This window comes from bacterium (assembly GCA_024742285.1).
Classification (GTDB): domain Bacteria; phylum Myxococcota_A; class UBA9160; order UBA9160; family UBA4427; genus UBA4427.
Window position 1 is genome coordinate 108677 of sequence record JANSYR010000012.1, and the last position, 19191, is coordinate 127867.

General features: G+C 69.0%; 8 protein-coding genes. 5 read left to right on the forward strand and 3 right to left on the reverse strand.

The window, feature by feature from the left end; translation table 11 throughout:
* Positions 1-78 precede the first annotated feature (78 nt).
* Entirely contained in the window at positions 79-1317 is a 1239-nt protein-coding gene (locus NXI30_20430) for a saccharopine dehydrogenase NADP-binding domain-containing protein (protein MCR9096596.1), read from the forward strand.
* Between the two features lie 16 nt (positions 1318-1333).
* Here the strand turns inward: NXI30_20430 and NXI30_20435 are convergent, their stop codons facing one another.
* Complete coding sequence (locus NXI30_20435) at positions 1334-2599, reverse strand: cytochrome P450 (protein MCR9096597.1); 1266 nt, start codon at positions 2597-2599, stop codon at positions 1334-1336.
* A 135-nt stretch (positions 2600-2734) separates the two neighbouring features.
* On the opposite strand from NXI30_20435, the gene NXI30_20440 reads away from it, so the two are divergent.
* Positions 2735-3547, forward strand: coding sequence for a TauD/TfdA family dioxygenase (locus NXI30_20440; GenBank protein ID MCR9096598.1), 813 nt, complete (start codon positions 2735-2737; stop codon positions 3545-3547).
* Here NXI30_20440 and NXI30_20445 read toward each other — a convergent pair.
* Positions 3544-5082 carry a PQQ-dependent sugar dehydrogenase gene (locus tag NXI30_20445; GenBank protein MCR9096599.1) on the reverse strand — a complete coding sequence of 513 codons (1539 nt, stop codon included), beginning with the start codon at positions 5080-5082 and terminating at the stop codon, positions 3544-3546. The two genes, NXI30_20440 and NXI30_20445, sit on opposite strands and share 4 nt — an antisense overlap.
* A 182-nt stretch (positions 5083-5264) precedes the next feature.
* Between NXI30_20445 and NXI30_20450 the strand changes: the two genes are divergently transcribed.
* The 3 genes from NXI30_20450 (at position 5265) to NXI30_20460 (ending at position 9096) form a co-directional block, all read left to right on the forward strand.
* A complete protein-coding gene (locus tag NXI30_20450) occupies positions 5265-6491 on the forward strand; it encodes a beta-lactamase family protein (protein ID MCR9096600.1) in 1227 nt (408 codons plus the stop codon).
* 305 nt (positions 6492-6796) lie between these two features.
* Positions 6797-7912 carry an acyl-CoA dehydrogenase family protein gene (locus tag NXI30_20455; GenBank protein MCR9096601.1) on the forward strand — a complete coding sequence of 372 codons (1116 nt, stop codon included), beginning with the start codon at positions 6797-6799 and terminating at the stop codon, positions 7910-7912.
* 26 nt (positions 7913-7938) lie between these two features.
* Entirely contained in the window at positions 7939-9096 is a 1158-nt protein-coding gene (locus NXI30_20460; GenBank protein ID MCR9096602.1) for an acyl-CoA dehydrogenase family protein, read from the forward strand.
* A gap of 120 nt (positions 9097-9216) precedes the next feature.
* On the opposite strand, the gene NXI30_20465 is transcribed toward NXI30_20460, so the two are convergent.
* A complete protein-coding gene (locus NXI30_20465; GenBank protein MCR9096603.1) occupies positions 9217-19122 on the reverse strand; it encodes an OmpA family protein in 9906 nt (3301 codons plus the stop codon).
* Positions 19123-19191 lie beyond the last annotated feature (69 nt).

Below are 19191 nucleotides of genomic sequence, written 5' to 3' on the forward strand. Positions count from 1 at the left end.
TGGATTCCAGGTGCCGCAGGGATTCGGGGACGCACCCCGTTGCTCGCCGTCGCCCCTTTGAAGGATCCGAGGTGACCCATGTCCGATTCCACGCGTGATTTCGAGATCGTCTTGTGGGGCGCGAGCGGCTTCACCGGCAAGCTCACCGCCGAGTACCTGCTCCGGAAGCACGGCGCGGCCGGCGATCTCCGTTGGGCAATCGGCGGACGCAATCGCGAGAAGCTCGAGCGGGTGCGCCGGGAGCTCGCCGACGAGACTGGCGTCGATTGCGAAGCGCTGCCGATCCTCGTCGGCGACAGCGACGACGCGGCGGCCCTCGAAGCGATCGCCCGCCGGACGAAGGTCGTCTGTACGACGGTCGGTCCCTACGCGAAGTACGGATCGAAGCTGGTCGAGGCCTGCGCGAAGACCGGGACCGACTATTGCGACCTGACCGGCGAGGTCCACTGGATGGCGCGCATGATCGAGGCCCACGCCGACGCGGCGGAGGCGAGCGGCGCGCGGATCGTGTTCACGACCGGCTTCGACTGCATCCCCTCGGATCTCGGCGTGTTCTTCCTCCAGCGCGAGACGATCGCGCGCCACGGCACGCCGGCCTCGCAGGTCCAGCTCCGGGTGAAGGGATTCAGCGGAGGGGCGAGTGGCGGCACGATCGCGAGCATGCTGACGATGCTCGAGGAGGCAGGCCGCGACTCCGAGGTCATGCGGGTGATGAACGAGCCCTACTCGCTCAATCCGAAGGACCGGCAGACCGGGCCCGATTCCCCGGAGCGGTTCACGCCGAGCTATGACGAGGCGTTCGGACAATGGGTCGCGCCCTTCGTGATGGCGGGGATCAACACGAAGGTCGTCCGTCGTTCGAACGCGCTGCTCGGCTTTCGCTACGGCGAGGACTTCCGATACGACGAAGCCATGTTGATGGGGGCCGGACCGGCGGGGATGGCGAAGGCCTCGGCAACGAGCTTCGGCTCGGCAGCGACGATGGGCATGATGGCGATCGGCCCGATCCGGCGACTCGTCTCCGGGCGGCTGCCGCAGCCCGGCGACGGCCCGACGAAGGCGCAGCGCGAGAAGGGCTACTTCGACCTCCGGCTGCGCGGGACGACCCCGGACGGCCGCGTCGTGAACGCGCGCGTCCGCGGCGACCGCGACCCGGGCTACGGCTCGACCGCGAAGATGCTCGCGGAGAGCGCGCTCTGCCTGGCGCGCGACACGCTCGACTCGCCCGGCGGGATGCACACGCCGGCGAGCGCGATGGGGGAGGCGCTGCTCGCGCGGATGCCCGATGCCGGGGTGACCTTCGAGGTCGTGGGCTGACCGCTCCGGCGCGATCTCAGCGCAGCACGACCGGCATCGCGACGTGACGATGCCAGCCGGGCCAGTTCGCGAGCTCCAGGGTGCCCGGGTCGCGGCCGAAGCGCGCTTCCGGAAAGCGCTCGAAGAGGCGTCGCAGGCCGATGCGCGCCTCCATCAAGGCGAGCTGTTTGCCCAGGCAGAAGTGGGCGCCGAATCCGAAACCCAGGTGCGGATTGGGCGAGCGGGTCTCGTCGAAGCGGAGCGGATCGTCGAACGCGGCGGGGTCGCGATTGGCCGCACCGAGCATCGGCATGATCATCGTCCCCCGCGCGATCCGCGTCCCGGCGATCTCGAGGTCTTCCATCGGACGGACCGGCTTCGTGCCGAGCACGGGGCCCTGGAGCCGAACGAGCTCTTCCATCGCCCCGGGCCATCGGTCGGGGTCGCCCTCGACTCGTGCGCGCACGTCCGGTGACTCGAGCCAGAAGCGGATGCCGTTCGTGATCAGGTGCTCGGTCGTCTCGAGGCCGGCGATGATCAGGAGGAAGACCATCGCGACGAGCTCGTCGGTCGTCAGCCGGTCGCCGTCCTCCTCGGCCTCGATCAACGCGGAGAGCAGATCGTCCGAAGGCTGCTTGCGTTTGCGCTCGATCAGCTCGCGAATGAAGGCGCCGACCCGCCGGAGATCCCAGAGCATCGTCTTGACGATGCGAGGGCCGCTCAAGCCTCTCGACAGGATGGTGAGCCCGCTCTCCATCTCCACGGCTTCTTCGGGCCGGATCCCGACCAGCTCGGCGATCACCTTCATCGGCACCCAGCGCGCGTAGTCCTCGAGCAGGTCGATCTCCCGACCGGGGTCTCGATCGCACTTCGCCTCGAGCGAGTCGAGGAGGCTCGATGAGATCGCTTCGACCCGTGGCTCGAAGGCGGCGACGCGTCGGGCGGTGAAGGCCTGATTGACGAGGTTGCGGTGGCGGCGGTGTTCCGGTTCGTCCTCGTAGATCATGCTCGTGGTGAGCGCGGCGATCGCCTTCGGGAGGGGGATCGGGAGCGCGCCTCCGCTCGATCGGCCGAGGGAGCGCGCGCGATTCCGGACGAAGCGCGGATCCGTCAGGACGAAGCGGCAGTCCTCGTAGCGGGAGACGAGCTTGAGCCGCATGAGGCTGACCCGGCCGTCCGCGACGGGGGACTCGTCCCGGAGGCGCGCGTACCAGGCCTCCTTGTGGTGGAGGAAGTCCCTCGACGCGAGGTCGATCGGACGATCGAGGCGGAGTGCGGGCGTGATCTCGGCGGCGGCGGCCATGTTCGGCCCTCCGGCTGGTGCGCGTCGATAGAATCGCATAGCCCCGGCCTCATGACCCACGGTACGCGCGGACCGTCGATGCCTCGCGATGATCGCCTGGTATCGTTCTCGCTCACCCTCCGGAGGCCCGCACCCATGCCCTTCGAGATCCGCCCCGCCACCGCGGCGCTCGGCGCCGAGATCCTTGGAGTCGACCTCGCTTCCCTCGACGACGCCGGCCTGGCCGAGGTCCGGAAGCTCTGGATGGACTACAAGGTGCTCTTCTTTCGCGACCAGGACCTCACGATCGAGGAGCACATCGCCTTCGGGCGCCGCTTCGGGGAGCTCGAGCGCCATCCCTTCGCGCCGGACCTTCCGGAGCATCCCGAGATCGTCCACATCACGTCGACCGAGGAACGCCCCTACGCCGCGAACATGTGGCACAGCGACGTGACCTGGCGGAAGGCCCCGTCCCTCGGATCGATCCTGCGCGGGCGCGTCATTCCTCCGGTCGGCGGCGACACCTGCTTTGCCAACGCGGTGATGGCGTACGAGCGTCTCTCGCCTGCGTGGAAGGAGCGGATCGACGGCCTGACCGCGTCCCACGACTACATGAACGTCTTCGGTCGGAGCGTGCCCGAGGAGAAGAAGGCCGAGATGCGCGAGAAGTATCCGGTCCAGCACCACCCGGTCGTGCGCACCCATCCGGAGACCGGCGAGAAGGCGATCTACACGAACTGCAGCTTCGTGACCCATGTCGACGGGGTCGACGCCGAGGAGAGCAAGGCGATCCTCGACCATCTCGAGCGGGCGATCATGAGTCCGAACGTCCAGTGCCGCTTCCGCTGGGAGAAGGATTCGATCGCGATGTGGGACAACCGCTGTACGCAGCACTTCGCGACCAACGACTTCTGGCCCGAAGAGCGGCGGATGGAACGGGTCACGATCGTCGGCGACCAGCCGTACTAGGGCGCTTCCGCGGGAACCATTCGCACGATCTGGCCTCCGCTCTCGTGCTCGAGGAGCAGGAGGACGTGGCCCTGCGCGTCGACCTCGACGTCGCGGATGCGCGCGAGGTCGCGAACGAGGAGCTCCGTTCGGACGTGGCGATCGTCCTCGATCAGGACGCGGAAGAGGTCGCTGCCCTTGAGTGAGCCGACGAGGAAGGCCCCCTGCCAGTCGGAGAACGCGTCGCCTTCGTAGATCACGAAGCTCGAGATCGCGGGGGAGGGCGTGATGTCGACGATGGGCTGTACGATCGAGGTGAGGTCGAGCTCGATCCCCAGGATGTTCCCGTACTCGACCGGCGTGCCGTCGTAGTCCTGTCCGAGGGAGTAGAGGGGCCAGCCGTAGTTGCGGCCGGGGCGGAGCAGATTGATCTCGTCGCCGCCGCGTGGGCCCATCTCGGCCTCCCAGAGCTTGCCGGTCTCCGGCTCGAACTCGAGGCCCTGGGGGCTCCGGTGGCCGTAGGTCCAGATCGCCGGGATCACGCCTTCGACGTCCACGAAGGGGTTGTCGCGAGGGATCCGCCCGTCGTCGTGGAGTCGCAGGACCTTCCCGTAGGGCTTGCCGAGATCCTGGACGCCGTCGAAGTTGGAGAGACCCTTGATGCCGATGCTCATGAAGACGTAGCCGGCGGGATCGAAGGCGATCCGCCCCCCGGAGCCGAGATCGGGGGTCACGGTGTAGTGCTCGGGGTCCGCCTGCCAGATCGTCTCTTCGTCGACCCAGGCGCCGTCGCGGATCCGGCCGCGGATCAGCTTGTTCATCGAGACCGGGAGCGGCGTCGCGCGACTGACGGCGTTGCAGTCCTCGCAGCGGTCGGTGTAGTGGAGGTAGACCCAGCCGTTGTTCTCGAAGTCGGGGTGGAGGTCGACGTCCAGCAGCCAGCCGAGTCCGAGCGGGAGCGAGACGAGCTCGAGCCCATGGTCGTGGCCGCGCGGGGTGTCGCGCACGACCGTCCGGTCGCCGTCCGGGTGGACGAGGACGAGGCCGCCCGTCTTCTCGGTCATCAGGATGTCGCCGTTCGGGAGCGGCGCGATCGAGAACGGGAGCGGCGCGAGGCCGTCCGCGACGACCTCCAGGCGATAGGCGTGCGCCTCGGTCTCGACGACCTGAGTCGGAACGGCGAGCTCCGTGTCGGTCTCCATGTCGAGGAAGCGCTGGCCGTCGCGGCGCTCGGCGACGTAGAGGGCGATGCTCTTGATCTCGTCCTCGTCGAGGACGGCCCCCCACGGCGGCATGCCCTTCGCGGCGTAGCCGTCGCGGATGCTCGCGATCAGGTCGGGCATCGTGTCGCCGTGGACGAGCGGTCGTCCGGCCAGGGGCGGCCCCTGGGCCGCGCCCTCGAGATTCGAGCCGTGGCACACCGCGCAGTTGTCGGTGTAGAGGTGCTCGATCGGATCCCGCTGCGAGAATCGCCAGACGAGGAACGCGCCCGAGGCGGCGACCGCGACGAGAACGGCGAGGAGGCCACCGACGATCCAGAGCACGCGTTTCAGCATCGGGTTCCCAGACTCGAAGGGGAGGAGCGGATTCGAGAGTATCGGACATCGTCCGACCGCGGCGAAGGCTGAAGCGCGTCGTTCGTCCAGCGCAAGGGCGGCTCGGGGGGCGTCGGCGGCGGGGCGAAGCGCCTCGTGCTCACTACACTGCGAGGGCGAAGGAACCCTCCCGGAAGGCGCCCATGGAAACCGTGCGACCCGAGTCCGTCGGCCTGTCGAGCGAACAGCTCGCCCACGTCGACCGCCACCTGAAAGAGAACTACGTCGATCCCGGCAAGATTCCCGGCTGCCAGGTCCTGGTGTTCCGCCGCGGCGGACTCGCCCATCACAGCGTGCTCGGAAAGGCGGACCTCGAACGCGGAACCGCCGCCGCCGAGGACACGATCTACCGCATCTATTCCATGACGAAGCCGATCACCTCGGTGGCGCTCATGCAGCTCCACGAGGAGGCGCGCTTCTCGCTCTCGGATCCCGTCCATCGCTACATCCCCGAGTTCCGGGACCTGCGCGTCTACGAACAGGGTGTGTATCCGCACTACGTGACGGTGCCCTGCGAGCGGCCGATGACGATCCGGGACCTGCTCACCCACCAGTCGGGCCTGACCTACGGGTTCATGGCGCGGACGAACGTCGACGCCGGGTACCGCAAGGCAGGGATCGGGGACAAGAAGCGGAGCGCGACCCTCGAGGAAATGACGACCGACCTCGCCGCGCTGCCGCTCGAGTTCTCGCCGGGGACGGCCTGGAACTACTCCGTCTCGACCGACGTCTGCGGTCGTCTCGTCGAGGTCCTCTCGGGCCAGTCGCTGGACGCCTATTTTCGCGAGCGGATCCTCGACCCCCTCGGCATGGCAGACACCGGCTTCAGCGTGCCCGATGCGGACCTCCCGCGCTTCGCCGCGAACTACGAGCGGCGGCGGAACAAGACGCTTCGCCTCGTCGACGACCCGCTCGACAGCGAGTACAAGGAAGGCGTGACGCTCCTGTCGGGCGGCGGCGGCCTCGTCTCGACCGCGGCGGACTACCTCCGTTTCTGCCGCATGCTGCTCGGGGGTGGGACGCTCGACGGAACGCGCATCCTCGGCCGGAAGACCCTCGATCTGATGACCCGCAATCATCTTCCGGAGGGACGTGACCTGACCGAAACGAGCATCGGCTCCTTCGCCGAGACGCCCTACGAGGGGACGGGCTTCGGCCTCGGTTTCTCGGTCATCCTCGATACCGTGCGGGGGCAGAACGTGGGCACGCCCGGCGAGTTCGCCTGGGGCGGCGCGGCCAGCACGGTCTTCTGGGTGGACCCCGTGGAAGACCTCACGGTCGTGTTCCTGACCCAGCTCATGCCTTCCCGGACCTTCGATTTCCGCGGGCAGCTCAAGTCGATCGTCTACGGCGCCCTGCTGAACGACTGAGCGGGACCCGCCGTCCCGTGCGCTGGCCCGGCCCCGGTTCAGCGCCGCCCGGGCCGCCCCGCGCGCAGGACGGGGGAGGGCGAATCGTCGCGTCGGCCGGCCTCGGAGTGACGCGCGGTTCGGCCGGCATTGCCGACGAAGGCCCCCGCATCTGATACCCCTCTCTTTCGCGCGCGCCGCTCCCGGCGCGACTCCGCCGGGCTGGATCCGATTCTCCCGGCCAGCACAGGCGACCGGACCGACGCCGAGCGACCCCGCTCCGCATCTCCCGGCGCTCCGCATCGCCCGGAAAGGAGACCCCCGAGATGGCCGTCATCCTCAGCGAAGAGCAGCTGATGCTGCGCGAGAGCGCGCAGACCTTCCTCGCAGACCAATCCCCCGTCACCCGGATGCGCGAGCTCCGCGATGCTTTCGACGAGAAGGGCTACACGCCCGAGATCTGGCGTCAGATGGCCGACCTCGGCTGGCTGGGCATCCTGCTCGACGAAGACCACGGCGGGAGCGGGATGGGCGTCGCCGACCTCGGCGTCGTGCTGTGGGAATGCGGCAGGGTGCTCGCCCCCGAGCCGCTTCTCTCGACGTTGCTGCTCGGCGCCAACGCCGTCCGACTGAGCGGCAACGAGCCGCTCCAGAAGGACGTGTTGCCGGCGGTCGCGGAAGGGGACCGGATCGTCGCCTTCGCCCTCGAGGAGACGGGCCGCTTCGATCCCTACGGTGTGGCGACGAAGGTCGAGGGCGGCGCGATCAGCGGCACGAAGCTTCACGTGCTCGATGCCCACGTGGCCGACCAGATCGTCGTCGTCGCGCGGACGGCCGGTGCGGTCGGCGATCGGGACGGTCTCGCGCTCTATCTCGTCGACGCGAGCGCCTCGGGCGTGACGATCACGCGCAACAACCGCGTGGACGGACGGAACGTCGCGCAGGTGGAGTTCGACGGCGTCGAGGTCGGGGCGGATCGCCTGCTCGGCAACGCAGACCTCCTCGATCGGGTGATCGACCAGGCGACGGTCGGTCTGGCTGCGGAGATGCTGGGGACGGCGGAAGAAGCCTTCGAGCGGACGCTGCAGTACCTGAAGGACCGCGAGCAGTTCGGCGAGAAGATCGGGACGTTCCAGGCGCTCCGACACCGCGCCGCCGAGATGTTCTCCGAGCTCGAGTTCGCTCGCTCGATCGTGCGCGACGCCCTCTCGGCCGTCGACGAGGGACGCGAGGACGCGGCCCAGTGCGTGAGCGCGGCGAAGGCCCAGGCCAGCAAGGCCGGTCGACTGATCGGCGCCGAAGCGATCCAGATGCACGGTGGGATCGGCATGACCGACGAAGAGGAGATCGGTCTCTTCTTCAAGCGACTCAAGGCCGCCGAGCTCAGCCTCGGTGACGAGACCTATCACCAGCGCCGCTTCGCGACGCTGCAGGGCTACTAGACCCGGTAAAGAAGAGGAGCACTCCGATGGCAGACCTCGAAGCGTTCAAGGAAGAAGTCCGCGCGATCATCGCAGAGCACCTCCCCGAGGAGCTCCGCGTCGGCAATCGCCCCGACCTCCCCAAGGAGCCCCTCGGCAAGTGGATCAGCGTGATGGCCGACCACGGCTGGATCACGCCGGATTGGCCGAAGGAGTACGGCGGTGGCGGCCTCGATCGCAAGCACACCGCGGCGCTCAAGGCGGAGCTCAAGAAGGTGCGCGCGCCGGTCGTCAGCAGCTTCGGCGTGTCGATGCTCGGTCCGACGCTGCTCGAGTACGGGACCGAGGAACAGAAGCAGGAGTTCCTGCCGAAGATCTCGAAGCACACGATGCGATGGTGTCAGGGCTTCAGCGAGCCCGGCTCGGGCTCCGACCTCGCGAGCCTGCAGTGCCGCGCGGAGAAGGAAGGCGACGAGTACGTCATCACGGGTCAGAAGATCTGGACGACCGGCGCCGATCGCGCCGATTGGATCTTCTGCCTCGTCCGGACCGATTTCGACGCGCCGAAGCACGAGGGCATCAGCTTCATCCTCTTCCCGATGCACCAGGACGGCGTCGAGGTGGCGCCGCTCACGCTGATCGACGGCTCCGCGCACTTCTCGCAGGTCTTCTTCGACAACGCCCGGGCCAAGGCGGAGCACGTCGTGGGTCCGCTGAACGGCGGATGGACGGTGGCCAAGCGCCTCCTCCAGCACGAGCGGAGCACGGACGGCTCGAGCGACGGCGGGATCGGTGGCGCCGCCAAGGAGACGATCAGCGACTTCGTGAAGCGTGAGGTCGGGCTCGAAGGCGGGGTCCTGGCGGACTCCACCCTTCGCGAGCGCCTCGCCGCGCACGAGATCGACAAGCGCGCGCTCGGACTGACGATGCGCCGCGCCGCGGAAGAGGCGCGCGCCGGTCAGAAGGGACGCGACATCGGATCCCTGGGCAAGTTCCGCTGGGCCAACATGGTCAAGAACGAGCAGGACATCGCGGTCGATGCAGCCGGGACCCAGAGCCTCGGATGGGATGGACCGGGGTACGAGTCCGCCCAGCTCGAGCGAACGAAGAAGTGGCTGATCACGCGGGCCGACTCGATCTGGGGCGGAACGAACGAGATCCAGCTCAACGTGATCGCCAAGCGCGTCCTCGGCCTCCCCGAGTAGGATCCCCCGACGACGAGCGATCGGCCCGGGCCCTTCGCTCGTCTCGCGCGGATCTCGCCCGGCTTCGCATCGCGCTGCGTCGCAGACCCGCTGCGGGCGGAGTCGTGCGACCGCGCAGGGCTAGAACGTGCCCACGATGTTGAAGAAGAAGCCGTGGTGGTCGTAGGAGAGGTCCGTCAGGTCTTCCGAGAAGTCGGTGAAGTTGTACCCGACGCCGGCCTTCAGGTGGTCGCCGAAGTAGCGGTAGACGGCGGTGAGCGCGCCGGCGCGGCGCTCGTCGAGATCGGGGAGGGCGAGGACGCGGCCCTCGGCCATGGCTTCCCAGTCCTCGAGGAATCGCCAGTCGAGGCGCACGATCCCGAGGTGCGCGTCGTTGTCGAAATAGTCCGGGTCCTCGCGGTCGAGGCTGACCTGGCTCAGCCGGTAGGCGTAGCGGGCACCGATCGTCCAGCAGTCGGTCAGGTCGTAGCTCGCATCGATCGAGGCGATGTGGCTCTTCTGCAGGAACTGGGCGGAGGTGCCGTTCTGCCCCGTCTGGTCCGCGGTCGGGACGTTGTAGAAGTAGGTGTACTTCACGAGCGAGAAGAAGCGGTCGTGGGCCACCGGTCGGTAGGCGTAGCCGAGAATCGCCTCCGTGAAGCCGCCGTCGAAGAAGTCCCCTTCGGAGCTGTCGCTGATCGCGTGGTTGAACTTCGCGAGCAGGCGTCCGTCCTCGTCCATCTGCCACTTCAGATTGTTGCGGAAGAGCCAGGTCGACTGCTCCGAATGCGAACCATCCCCCTGCTCGGTGTCGAGGAAGACGTATTCGATCCCGCTCGAGAACTGGAGGTCCTCGCCGGAGAAGCCCCCCCGAAGGCCGGCGGCGCGGCGAGTGGTGTCCGCCGCCGTCCGTCGATCCCGCGTCTCGCCGTCCTCCCAGCTCACGCCGACCGTCCAGCGCTCGGCCGGCGCGTAGTCGACGCCGACCGCGCGAGTGAGACCGACGACCGACGCGTGCTGGTACTGGTTCTCGGCGTAGACGCTGGCGCTGTCGCCGAATCGTGATCGTGCGCCGGTGGTCAGGCTCCCGCGTCGCGCGCTGAGCCCGTCGAAGCCACGCTCGTTGTCGAGCGCGTAGTTCATGTAGAGCTGGGTCCGTTCGTCGTGCTGGTAGTGGCTGCCCGCTCGCGCGGCCGGACCGAGGTCGCCGTGGGAGACCTCGCCGTCCAGACTGAGGCGGTCGCTGATCCGGTACTCGCCGCCGACGCCGCCGCGGTGGTTGTCGTCGCGGTCACCCGTCGATCGGACCGTGGCCTGTCCGAAGGCATAGGCCTGGACTCGTCCGTCGCCGTCCCAGCCGACCTGGAGAACGGCATCGGTCCGGTCGCCTTCCTCCTGGGTCACCGCCACGACCGCCGAGTCGTCGCGACGATCCTCGTGCCGCGCGCCCGCCTCGATCTGCCAGTCGTTCGCGATCGTCACCCGGACGTCGACCTCGGCGGCCGTCAGGACGAGGCCGTCCTCCTGTTCGGTATGGTCGGCCTTCGCGCGGAGCTCGATGTCTTCGCCCACGGGAAGATCGAGGGTGGCGCCGAACTGCTCGGTGTCCGTTGCGGCGTTGAGCCCCGGCGCGGAGTAGCCGGCGTCGAGCCGCTGGCCGTAGGCGGTCAAGCGGCCCCGCATCGCGGCGATCCACTCCGCGAATTCGACGCTCGCGTCGACGCGATAGGCGTAGGCGTCGTCCTCTTCGAGGGCGGGATCCGCCGACGGCTCGAAGTCGAATCCGCCGTCGTTCGAGAGGAGCGAGGTCGAAAGGCGTCCCTCGCTCCGGCTCGCCTGGATCTTGAGCCAGGAGCCGGCACTGCGTCGCAAGGTCAGGTCGGCGGCGTAGAGGCTGGTGTCGGTCGAGGACGCCTCGTTGCGGTTGACCGTGATGCCGAGCTTCGCGAGGTCTCCAATCCAATAGTGAGCGCGCGCACCGGCGTTCAGGACGTCGACCTCGTCGAAGCCCGGTGTGTACTCGTACTGGACGACCAGCCAGACTTCGTCGCCGCTCAGTCCGTCGTTCCGGACGAGCAGGCGATCGTCGGCGATCGCCGAGAGCGGTTCGCTCAGGAGCACACGGCCCTGGATGTAGTCGACGTCGTAGTCGAGCTCGGGCTGGAGACGCGCGACCTCGCGCACGAGACCCGTTGCCTTGTCGCGGACCTCGACGCGGAGTCGCTCGGAGCCGATCAGGAGGTCGCGGCGATTCAGGAAGTAGAGCGAGCCGCCCGTTCCGCGGAATTCCTCGCGGCTCGGGACGGTCCCGGGCTCCGAGGCGAACGCGTCGAGGAGGATCCGGCGCTCGCCGAAGCTCGTCGTGTCCGTGGACTGCGTCCGCAGGTTGGCACCGTAGAGTCCGCGCTCGACCAGGGCGAGCTCGTTGTCGTCGTAGCGAACGAGGAAGTTGCCCCAGAGCAGGTGGTCGTCGCCCTTTTCGAGCTTCACGTAGAACTTGCCGAGGGTCGGTGCGAGCTCTTCGACCGAGCTGTCGTCGCCGAAGGTCGGGAGGTGGTAGTCGGGATCGAGCCGACGGAAGAGCTGGCGAGGCGACTTGTCGAGGAAGTTCGAGAACAGGTTGTCGATCGGCCCTTCACGCGTATCGGCGCTGGCGGTGAGCTCCCAGTCCTCGCCCCACTTCCCGTTCGTGAAGAAGGCGAGCCGGCCGTTCGCCCAGTCATCGAGGTCCGGGCCGTTGGTGCCGTCGAGCGCATCCGACGGTCCGTCGCCGAGATCCGTGGACAGGGTGAGATCGGCCAGGCCGACGAAGAACCAGTCGTTCCGTTCGAGCTCGAGGTCGCGCAGGAAGAGCTCGCCGTTGCCTTCCTCGTCGAGGACCGCCACCTCGACCGTGTGCAGACCGGCCGGCAGCAGCACTTCGCCGGTGAACTGACCGTCCGGGTTCACGGGCAGCTCGGTTCCGGCCAGCCAGACGGTGTGGCCCGCCGGGATGTCGTCGCCGGTAATGCGCACGCTGCTGGCGCTTCCGATCGGGATGTTGCGGACGGTGCGGTCGCTCTCGCCGTAGCCGGCGAGGAGTGCTTCGCCCTCCGTGATCTCCGGCTCGAAGGCGTCCAGCGGGCCTTCGCCGCTCTCGCTGGGCGCCAGCCAGAGCGACTGCGGGGCCGTCTCGTCCCAGAGGCCGTCCTCGTCGTAGACGCGAAGCACGACCGCGAGCGCTTCGAAGGGCGATCGGGCGAGGCTCGGATCCGGGGTCCAGCTGCCTTCTCCGTCGGCGTCGAGCTCGGCGATCGCGATCGGCTCGTCCCGGACCGAGTCGCCCTGCACGAAGATCCGGACCTCCGCCCGCTCGATGAAGTGCGGGTAGTTGTTGTACATGCGGAAGCGAACGGGCTCGCCGGTCGACGTCATGGGTGTCGAGGAGAGGCTCAGTCTTCGCTCGGACTCGAGGTCGTCGAAGCGGAAGGCGATCTCTGCGTCTTCGAGCGCGACGTCGGTGCAGCGCTGGATGTCGGCCGAGTTGCGACGGGGGTCGTCGATCGGCACGCCGTCGACGGTGATGCGCATCGGGTTCAGTGAGAGCGGCGCCTGCGGCTCGAGCTCGCGCGTCAGGGCGAGGGCCTCGATGCCGTCGCGTCGATCGTCGATCGCCGGCTCGTCGTAGACCACCTGGACCCGGATGTGATCGGAATCGCCCTGGAAGAAGCCCCCGTTCACGACGTCGTCCGCGTGAACGAAGCCCCGTCCCTCGTGCTCGACCTGGTCGTCACGCAGCGTGAGCAGCTCCTGCACCCGCTCGAGCGTCCGCCGCGCCCGCGACGTCGACAGGCCGATGTCGTCGCCGTAGACATCGGCGACGCGACGCGTGAGGCCCGCGTTCCGCGTGTAGCCGATGAAGCGCACGCGCGGCGCCTCGCGCTCGGCGATCTCCGAGAGAGCGCGCTCGAGTCGGTCCAGGAAGTCCGCCGGAATCACGGCCTCGCCGTCGACGAATGCGAGCGGAGGGAGACTTCCCTCGCTCGGCTCGTGGATCCGGGTCACCGCCGTATCCGCGTCATCGTCGCTCGGACAGATCTGCGGCTCGTTCGGGAGCTCGAGGAGCGCATCGTCGTACCAGAACTCGACCTCGATCCGTCGGTTGAGTGCGCGTCCGCGTTCCGTCGCGTTCGAGGCGACCGGCCGCGAAGCGCCGAGTCCGTCGCTGTCGACGGCGGCGGAGGGCAGATCGAGGGCGTCCATCAGCTGGAGCGCGACCCGGCGGGCGCGAGCCTTCGAGAGGGAGCGGGCGTCGCCGTAGATCCGGGCGGCGCGACCCTCGAGCGGGACGTCGTCCGTGTGGGCGATGAGCTTGATCGTCACGTTCCGGCGATCCGCCAGACGCTCGAGGGTCTCCCGGATCTGTGCGACGAAACGGTTCGGAAGATCGGTCAGCTCGTCTCGGTACGGGAGCGGCTGGATCAGGTTGCGGATACGCGCGCGCTTCTCGTGGCCGTCGCGGTAGCGGAGCTTGCAGACGGTCTCGGTCCGGCAGACCTTGAATCGACGCACGTCCTCGCGAACCACGACGTCTTCGGTCCCCGCGACGGCGCGGGGCTCGTCGTACCAGATCTCGACCTCGACGCGACGGTTCAGCGCTCGGCCCTCGGGTGTGTCGTTCGAGGAGAGGGGCTGGGTGGCTCCGACCCAGGAGAACGAGATCGATTCCGGCGGGAGGGAGAGGGCGCGCTGGAGCAGCTCCGCCATCTCGCCGGCCCGTTCGCGCGAGAGCCCCTCGTTGTCGCCGAATCGCGCGCGGAGCTCGGCGGAGAGCGCCTGGTCGTCGGCGTGGCCCACGAGGTGGAGTCGCACGTTCTGCAGGTGCTGCATCGACGCGAGCTGGTCGCGGATCGCCGCGACCACGTCCGGCGGGAGGTCCGCGCGACCCGACTCGAAGCGGATCGGCGGGACGACGTCGGTCAGCTTGATCGTGTCGACGGCGTCCTCGAGGACCGCACGGGACTCGAGACGGTCGGAGGTCGACTCGCGGGCCGCCTCCGGATCGGTTGCCCAGAGGGTCGACGTCTCGTCCGGCGAGAGGTGGCGCTCCCCCGACTGCCCGGCGTCCGGCGCGATCTCCGAGAGGAGGGCAGGGGGACCGGCGCCCACGTGGGGCAGGGCGCCCTGGATCGCGCTGGTCTCGTCCGCACTCGGGCGCCGCAGGGGCGTTCGGGTCGCGCGACCATCCGCGCGACGGAAGATCTCGGTCTCGATCTCGAGCTTATCGCCGTCTCGATCCTGCCAACGTTCGCGGATGAGCGCCTCGACCGCCTTCAGTCGCGCGCGAACGAGGGCTTCGTCCTCGCGGTCCGCGAGATAGGAGAGCCGCAGGATCGATTCCGCCTTCCCGAGCTCGTCGAGGAGGAGCGGCAGGCGCGATGCCCAGTGGGCGCGCAGGGTCGTTCCGCCGGGCTCGAAGACGACGTCCGAGAGGTCGAGACCGACCACGCGCTGAATCGCCGCGCCGAAGTCGAGCTCGAGCGTCTTGCCCCGCGTCGCGCGTCCGACCTTCGTCTGGCGCGTGGTCATGCGGTAGCCGCTCGGGAGCGTGCGGTCGTCGAGTTTGAGGACGAAGTTGCTGCCTCGGCGTTCGTTCGGGACGATCGCGCAGGTGATGTGGAAGCGACCGTGGGGATCCGTGCGGACGGCGAGGCCCCGCAGCGTGACCAGCCGGACGTCGGGAAGGCCGAGCTCTCCGGGATCCTGACGGCCGTCGCGGTTCCGGTCGTCGAAGACCTTGCCGATCACGTCGGTACAGTCGAAGGTGGGGTCGGGAGAGACACGGACGGTCGCGCTCGCCTGGGCCGAGACGGCGCCGCCGCTGATCGTGTTCAGTGCGAAGGCGCGATTCGTGAACTCGCCTTCCGTCACGCCGGCGCCGACCGCAAGGAGCAGGACGATCGTGCGCGGCGTGGAGGGGGCGAGCGTGAGGCCGGTCCACACGAGCTCGTTACCCGTCCGGACGGGCTCCGTCGGGGCGCCGTCGAGCCGCGCCGAGCCCTCGACATAGCGGAAGCCGGCGGGGAAGCGGTCGATGATCTCGAGGTCGCCGAGGGGGACGCCCAGGGTGTTGTTCACGACGATCTCGTAGGGGACGAGCTCGCCGCGGGTGACGTCGATCTTCGGGGTGGTCTTGCGGATCGAGACGGCGCCACCGAGGACCGGATCGAGCGGGATCGCGTTGTTGAAGATCTGATTCGTTCCGCTCGAGGCACTGCTGAGCGTCACGTGGAGCTGGTAGTTCGTGCCCGGATCGCCCGACGGCTCGCTCGGCGCGTTCGCGTCGGGGCGGACTTCGCAGTGCTGGTTCGTGGCGGGGATCGCGTCGATGCCGGCGTTCCCGGGACACGCGGGGACGGAGAAGGGCGGCGTCGAGTCGTCGCTCTGCGGCGGGATCAGGAGGGAGAGCGAATCGCTGAAGGCGCCCCCGGTCGGTATTCGGGGTTCGATCAGGTAGGCGCCGCCGTCGGGACACGACGGACCGAAGACCAGGTCGAATTTGTACCAGCCGCTCGTCGGGGTCACCTGGCCCTGCTGGTTCGGGTCCGCGAAGCAGCTGGAGGGAAGCAGGGTCCCCGAGCCGGCGTTGCGCATCTGGAGCGTCGCGCCGGCGACCGGGGTCCGCGCGATCGACTCGTAGATGAGTCCGTTCGGCGTCACCGGCAGGTTCAGGTCGGTCGCGAGTCCGCCCGAGGCGAGTACGATCGCGGTGATCTCCTGCTGCCCGTCGGTGTAGGGCGATACGGTCGCGCCCATCGACGCGGCATTCACCCCCGCCCCCGGCGCCCGGAAGCGCACTGCGTAGGTGTCGGGGCTCAGGTCGTTCGGCGGGATCGCCCGGAATACCCAGGCGCCGTTCGTATCGGTCGTCGCGGTCTGGATCGTCGCGCCGTTGCGCACGAGCTCGACCGTCCAGCCGGCCAGCGCGTCGTCGGTCGGGCCGCCGTTCACGTCGTCGAAGTCCTGGTCGTGCCAGACGCTGCCGCTCAGGGTGCCGACGCCGGGCGTACCGCCGACGGTGATGGTGACGCTGGCGTTCGCCATGCCCGCGGCGCCCCAGGTGACGTCGGCGGTGTTGGTGATCGGCGTGCCCATGAGGGCGGTGATCACGACCTGGAAGCGCAGCGTGACCACGCCGCCGACCGCGAGGTCGCCGTAGGTGGCGCCGTAGTCCGCCGTCAGGAGGGCACCGCCGCCGTCGACGATGCCGGCGGTCGCGCCATTCATCGTGGCGGAGCCGGGGACGTAGGTCGTGCCCGCCGGGATCGGATCGGTCACGACGACGTTCATCGCCGGGGCGCTGCCCACGTTGCGGACCGTGACGAGATACTCGAGCGTGCCCCCGGTCAGCGCCGGACCGCCGCCGACGACGCTCACCTGCTTCGCGATGGTGACCTGCTCGGCGCCGCCGATCACGACGACCGTCGGCTCGGGTCCCGTCGCGGGATTCCCGTCGCCATCCGTCAGCGTGGGAGGCAGCTCGTCGGTCGTGACGCGGGCCTGGTTGCTGATGATCCCGCCGACGGGCGCCGTCCCCTCGACGTCGAGATCGAACGTGACGACCGCGTTCTCACCCGGCGCGATCACCCCCGCGCCCGCGATGGGGAGCGGCGGCGTGAGGCCCGACGAAGCGATCGGGAGGCCCCCGGGCTCGGCGAGCGGACCGTCCGCGCCCGGCGGGTCGGTCACGGCGAGGCCGTTCAGCGTCGTAGAGCCGAGGACGTAGTCGGTGTAGGTCGGGATCGCGTCGAAGAGTGCGACCTGGGTCGCGGGGACCGCGCCGTCGTTGTAGACCGTGATCGTGTAGCGGAGGCGATCGCCCGGATCGACCTGGCCGATCACGCCGCCGTCCGTCACGAGGACGACGCTCTTCGGCGCGAAGAGCAGCGGGGTGCGGCCGACGACGTCGCGGGTCGGATCGTCCGGGAGCGGCGTGCGAGGATCGTCGGAGGGCTGGTCGATCACGTTCGCGACCGGTGCGCTCACGAAAGCCTGGTTCGCGATGACCGTACCGTCGAGGACACCGGCGTCGACGAGGACCTCGAACACGATCGTCGCGACGTTGTCCGCCGTCGGCGAGGTGTCGGCGCGCATCGCTCCCGGCGTCGGGTCCTCGGGCGCATTCAGCAGGATGCCTGCCGTGAGCGGCGAGATCCCGCCCGGTCCATCGGCCACCGGCGCGCCGTTCAGCGTCGTGCTGCCCGCCACGTACGTCGTGTTCGTGGGAATCGGGTCACGGAGGATCGCGTCGACCGCGTCGTCGGTGCCGACGTTCTTGACGGTGATCGTGTAGCGGAGGCGCTCGCCCGCCAGGAGCTCGGCGGGGTCGCCGTCGGGATAGGCCGAGATCTTCTCCACCTGGAAGTCCGGCGCGGAGTCGATCGTCACGACCGTCGGGTCCTCGTCGCCGGCGACGAAGGGGTCGGCGGCGCCGTTCACACTCGGGTCGTCGCTCTGCGCGAAGGCCACGTCGGCGATCGCGAGCGCCGACTGGTTCGTCGCGAGCGTCCCGTCCGGGATCGGCGTTGCGAGCGTGACGTCGAACTCGACGAGCAGGCTACCGCCCGCCGCGACCGCGAGGTCACGGACGTCCAGCAGCCCCGTGCCCGCGGCCCCGCCCGACGGATTCGTGCCGCTCGCGTCGACGCCGGCGGGCAGGGTCACGAGAACGAGGGAGCCCGGCTCGAAGACCGGGGTCGCATTCAGCGCATCGATTTCGTCGCGGAGATCGAACCCGCTCAAGGCATTCGGCGAGCGGTTCTCGAAGGAGAGTCGGTAGCGGAGCGTGTCGCCCGGCACCGCGTTCGTGATCGGCGTGAACGCGACCGGGTCCACGACCGTCTTCTCGAAGAGGTAGTCGAGGGGATCCGTGCTGACGGTGTGGGCATCCTCGTGGTCGACGGTGCCGACGGTGCCGTCGCTGAGCGTGCGCGTGTAGACCCCACGACCGGCATTCGTCGACGCGTCGTCGTACCACTCGGTCGCGCCGGCGACGTTCGTGAGCGAGACACCGGCCTGCGTGTCGCCGTCGAGCTGTGCGCGATAGGTGACGATCAGGCGTTCGTCTTCGGCGATCACCGAAGCCGCCGAGAGCATCGTCAGCTCGAGCTCGCACGTCGGCGCTCCCGCGTACGCGCGCGTGTAGTCCACGCCCTCGACGAGGGGACCCTTCCCGGGGACCGGCGTGACGCCGTCGGCCGCGAAGACCCGGGCCGAGAGGATCTCGGGCGGGACGTCGCAGAGGCCGCCGGTCGCGCCGTCGGGGAGGACGTCGAGCAGGGTGGCGTTCCAGGCGTCGTTCGGCCCGGTGTTCTGGACGTCGAGGGTGAAGGTCCCGGGCTGGGCGAGGGTGAGCGTCGCCGGCCCGGTCTTCGTCATCTCGAGGACCGGCGGGACGAGCGCGAACTCGGTCTCGAGGTCCGCCGTGTTGACGACGCCACCCTCGCGGGTGATGAACTCGCCGACCGGGTCGCCGCTCGGGTCGAGGAAGCTGAGCCCGAGAGTGTAGGTCTTGCCGCCGATCGTGAACGTCGTCGGATCCGGCGCTTCGAAGAAGATCACGCGGTCGGTACAGCCCTCTCCGGGCGGCGTCGGATAGGGACAGGGGTCGAGGTTGTTCGGCGTCTCCTCGTGGGTGAACGAGAAGGTGAAGGTGAGCGGACCGGTCGGGACGCCGTCGACGTCGAACTCGAGCACGAAGTCGAGATCGACCGACGTGAGGGACGGATCGGGGACCGTGAAGTTCCGGTGCGCGAAGTCGGCGACCGGGAACTGGTTCGGGTCCGGGATCGTGATCGTGACGTCGTAGCCACTCTGCGGAAACGCCCCGCCCCAGCTGATGCTCGAGGTCGGCACGCCGTTCGTGATCGCGGGATCGCCGGGCTGGACGCCGGGGACGTTGTCCTGGGCGTTCCGCCAGGAGGCGGTGGCCGAGTTGAAGGTGACGACCTGAGCGGCCGCGGTCCCGGGGAGCGACAACAGGACGATCGCGGCCAGGGTGCGCAACACCCTGCCGAATCTCCCGGCGCTTCTCCGTTCCCACGTTCGCATCACGTTCTCTCGTTCCACCGGGAACTT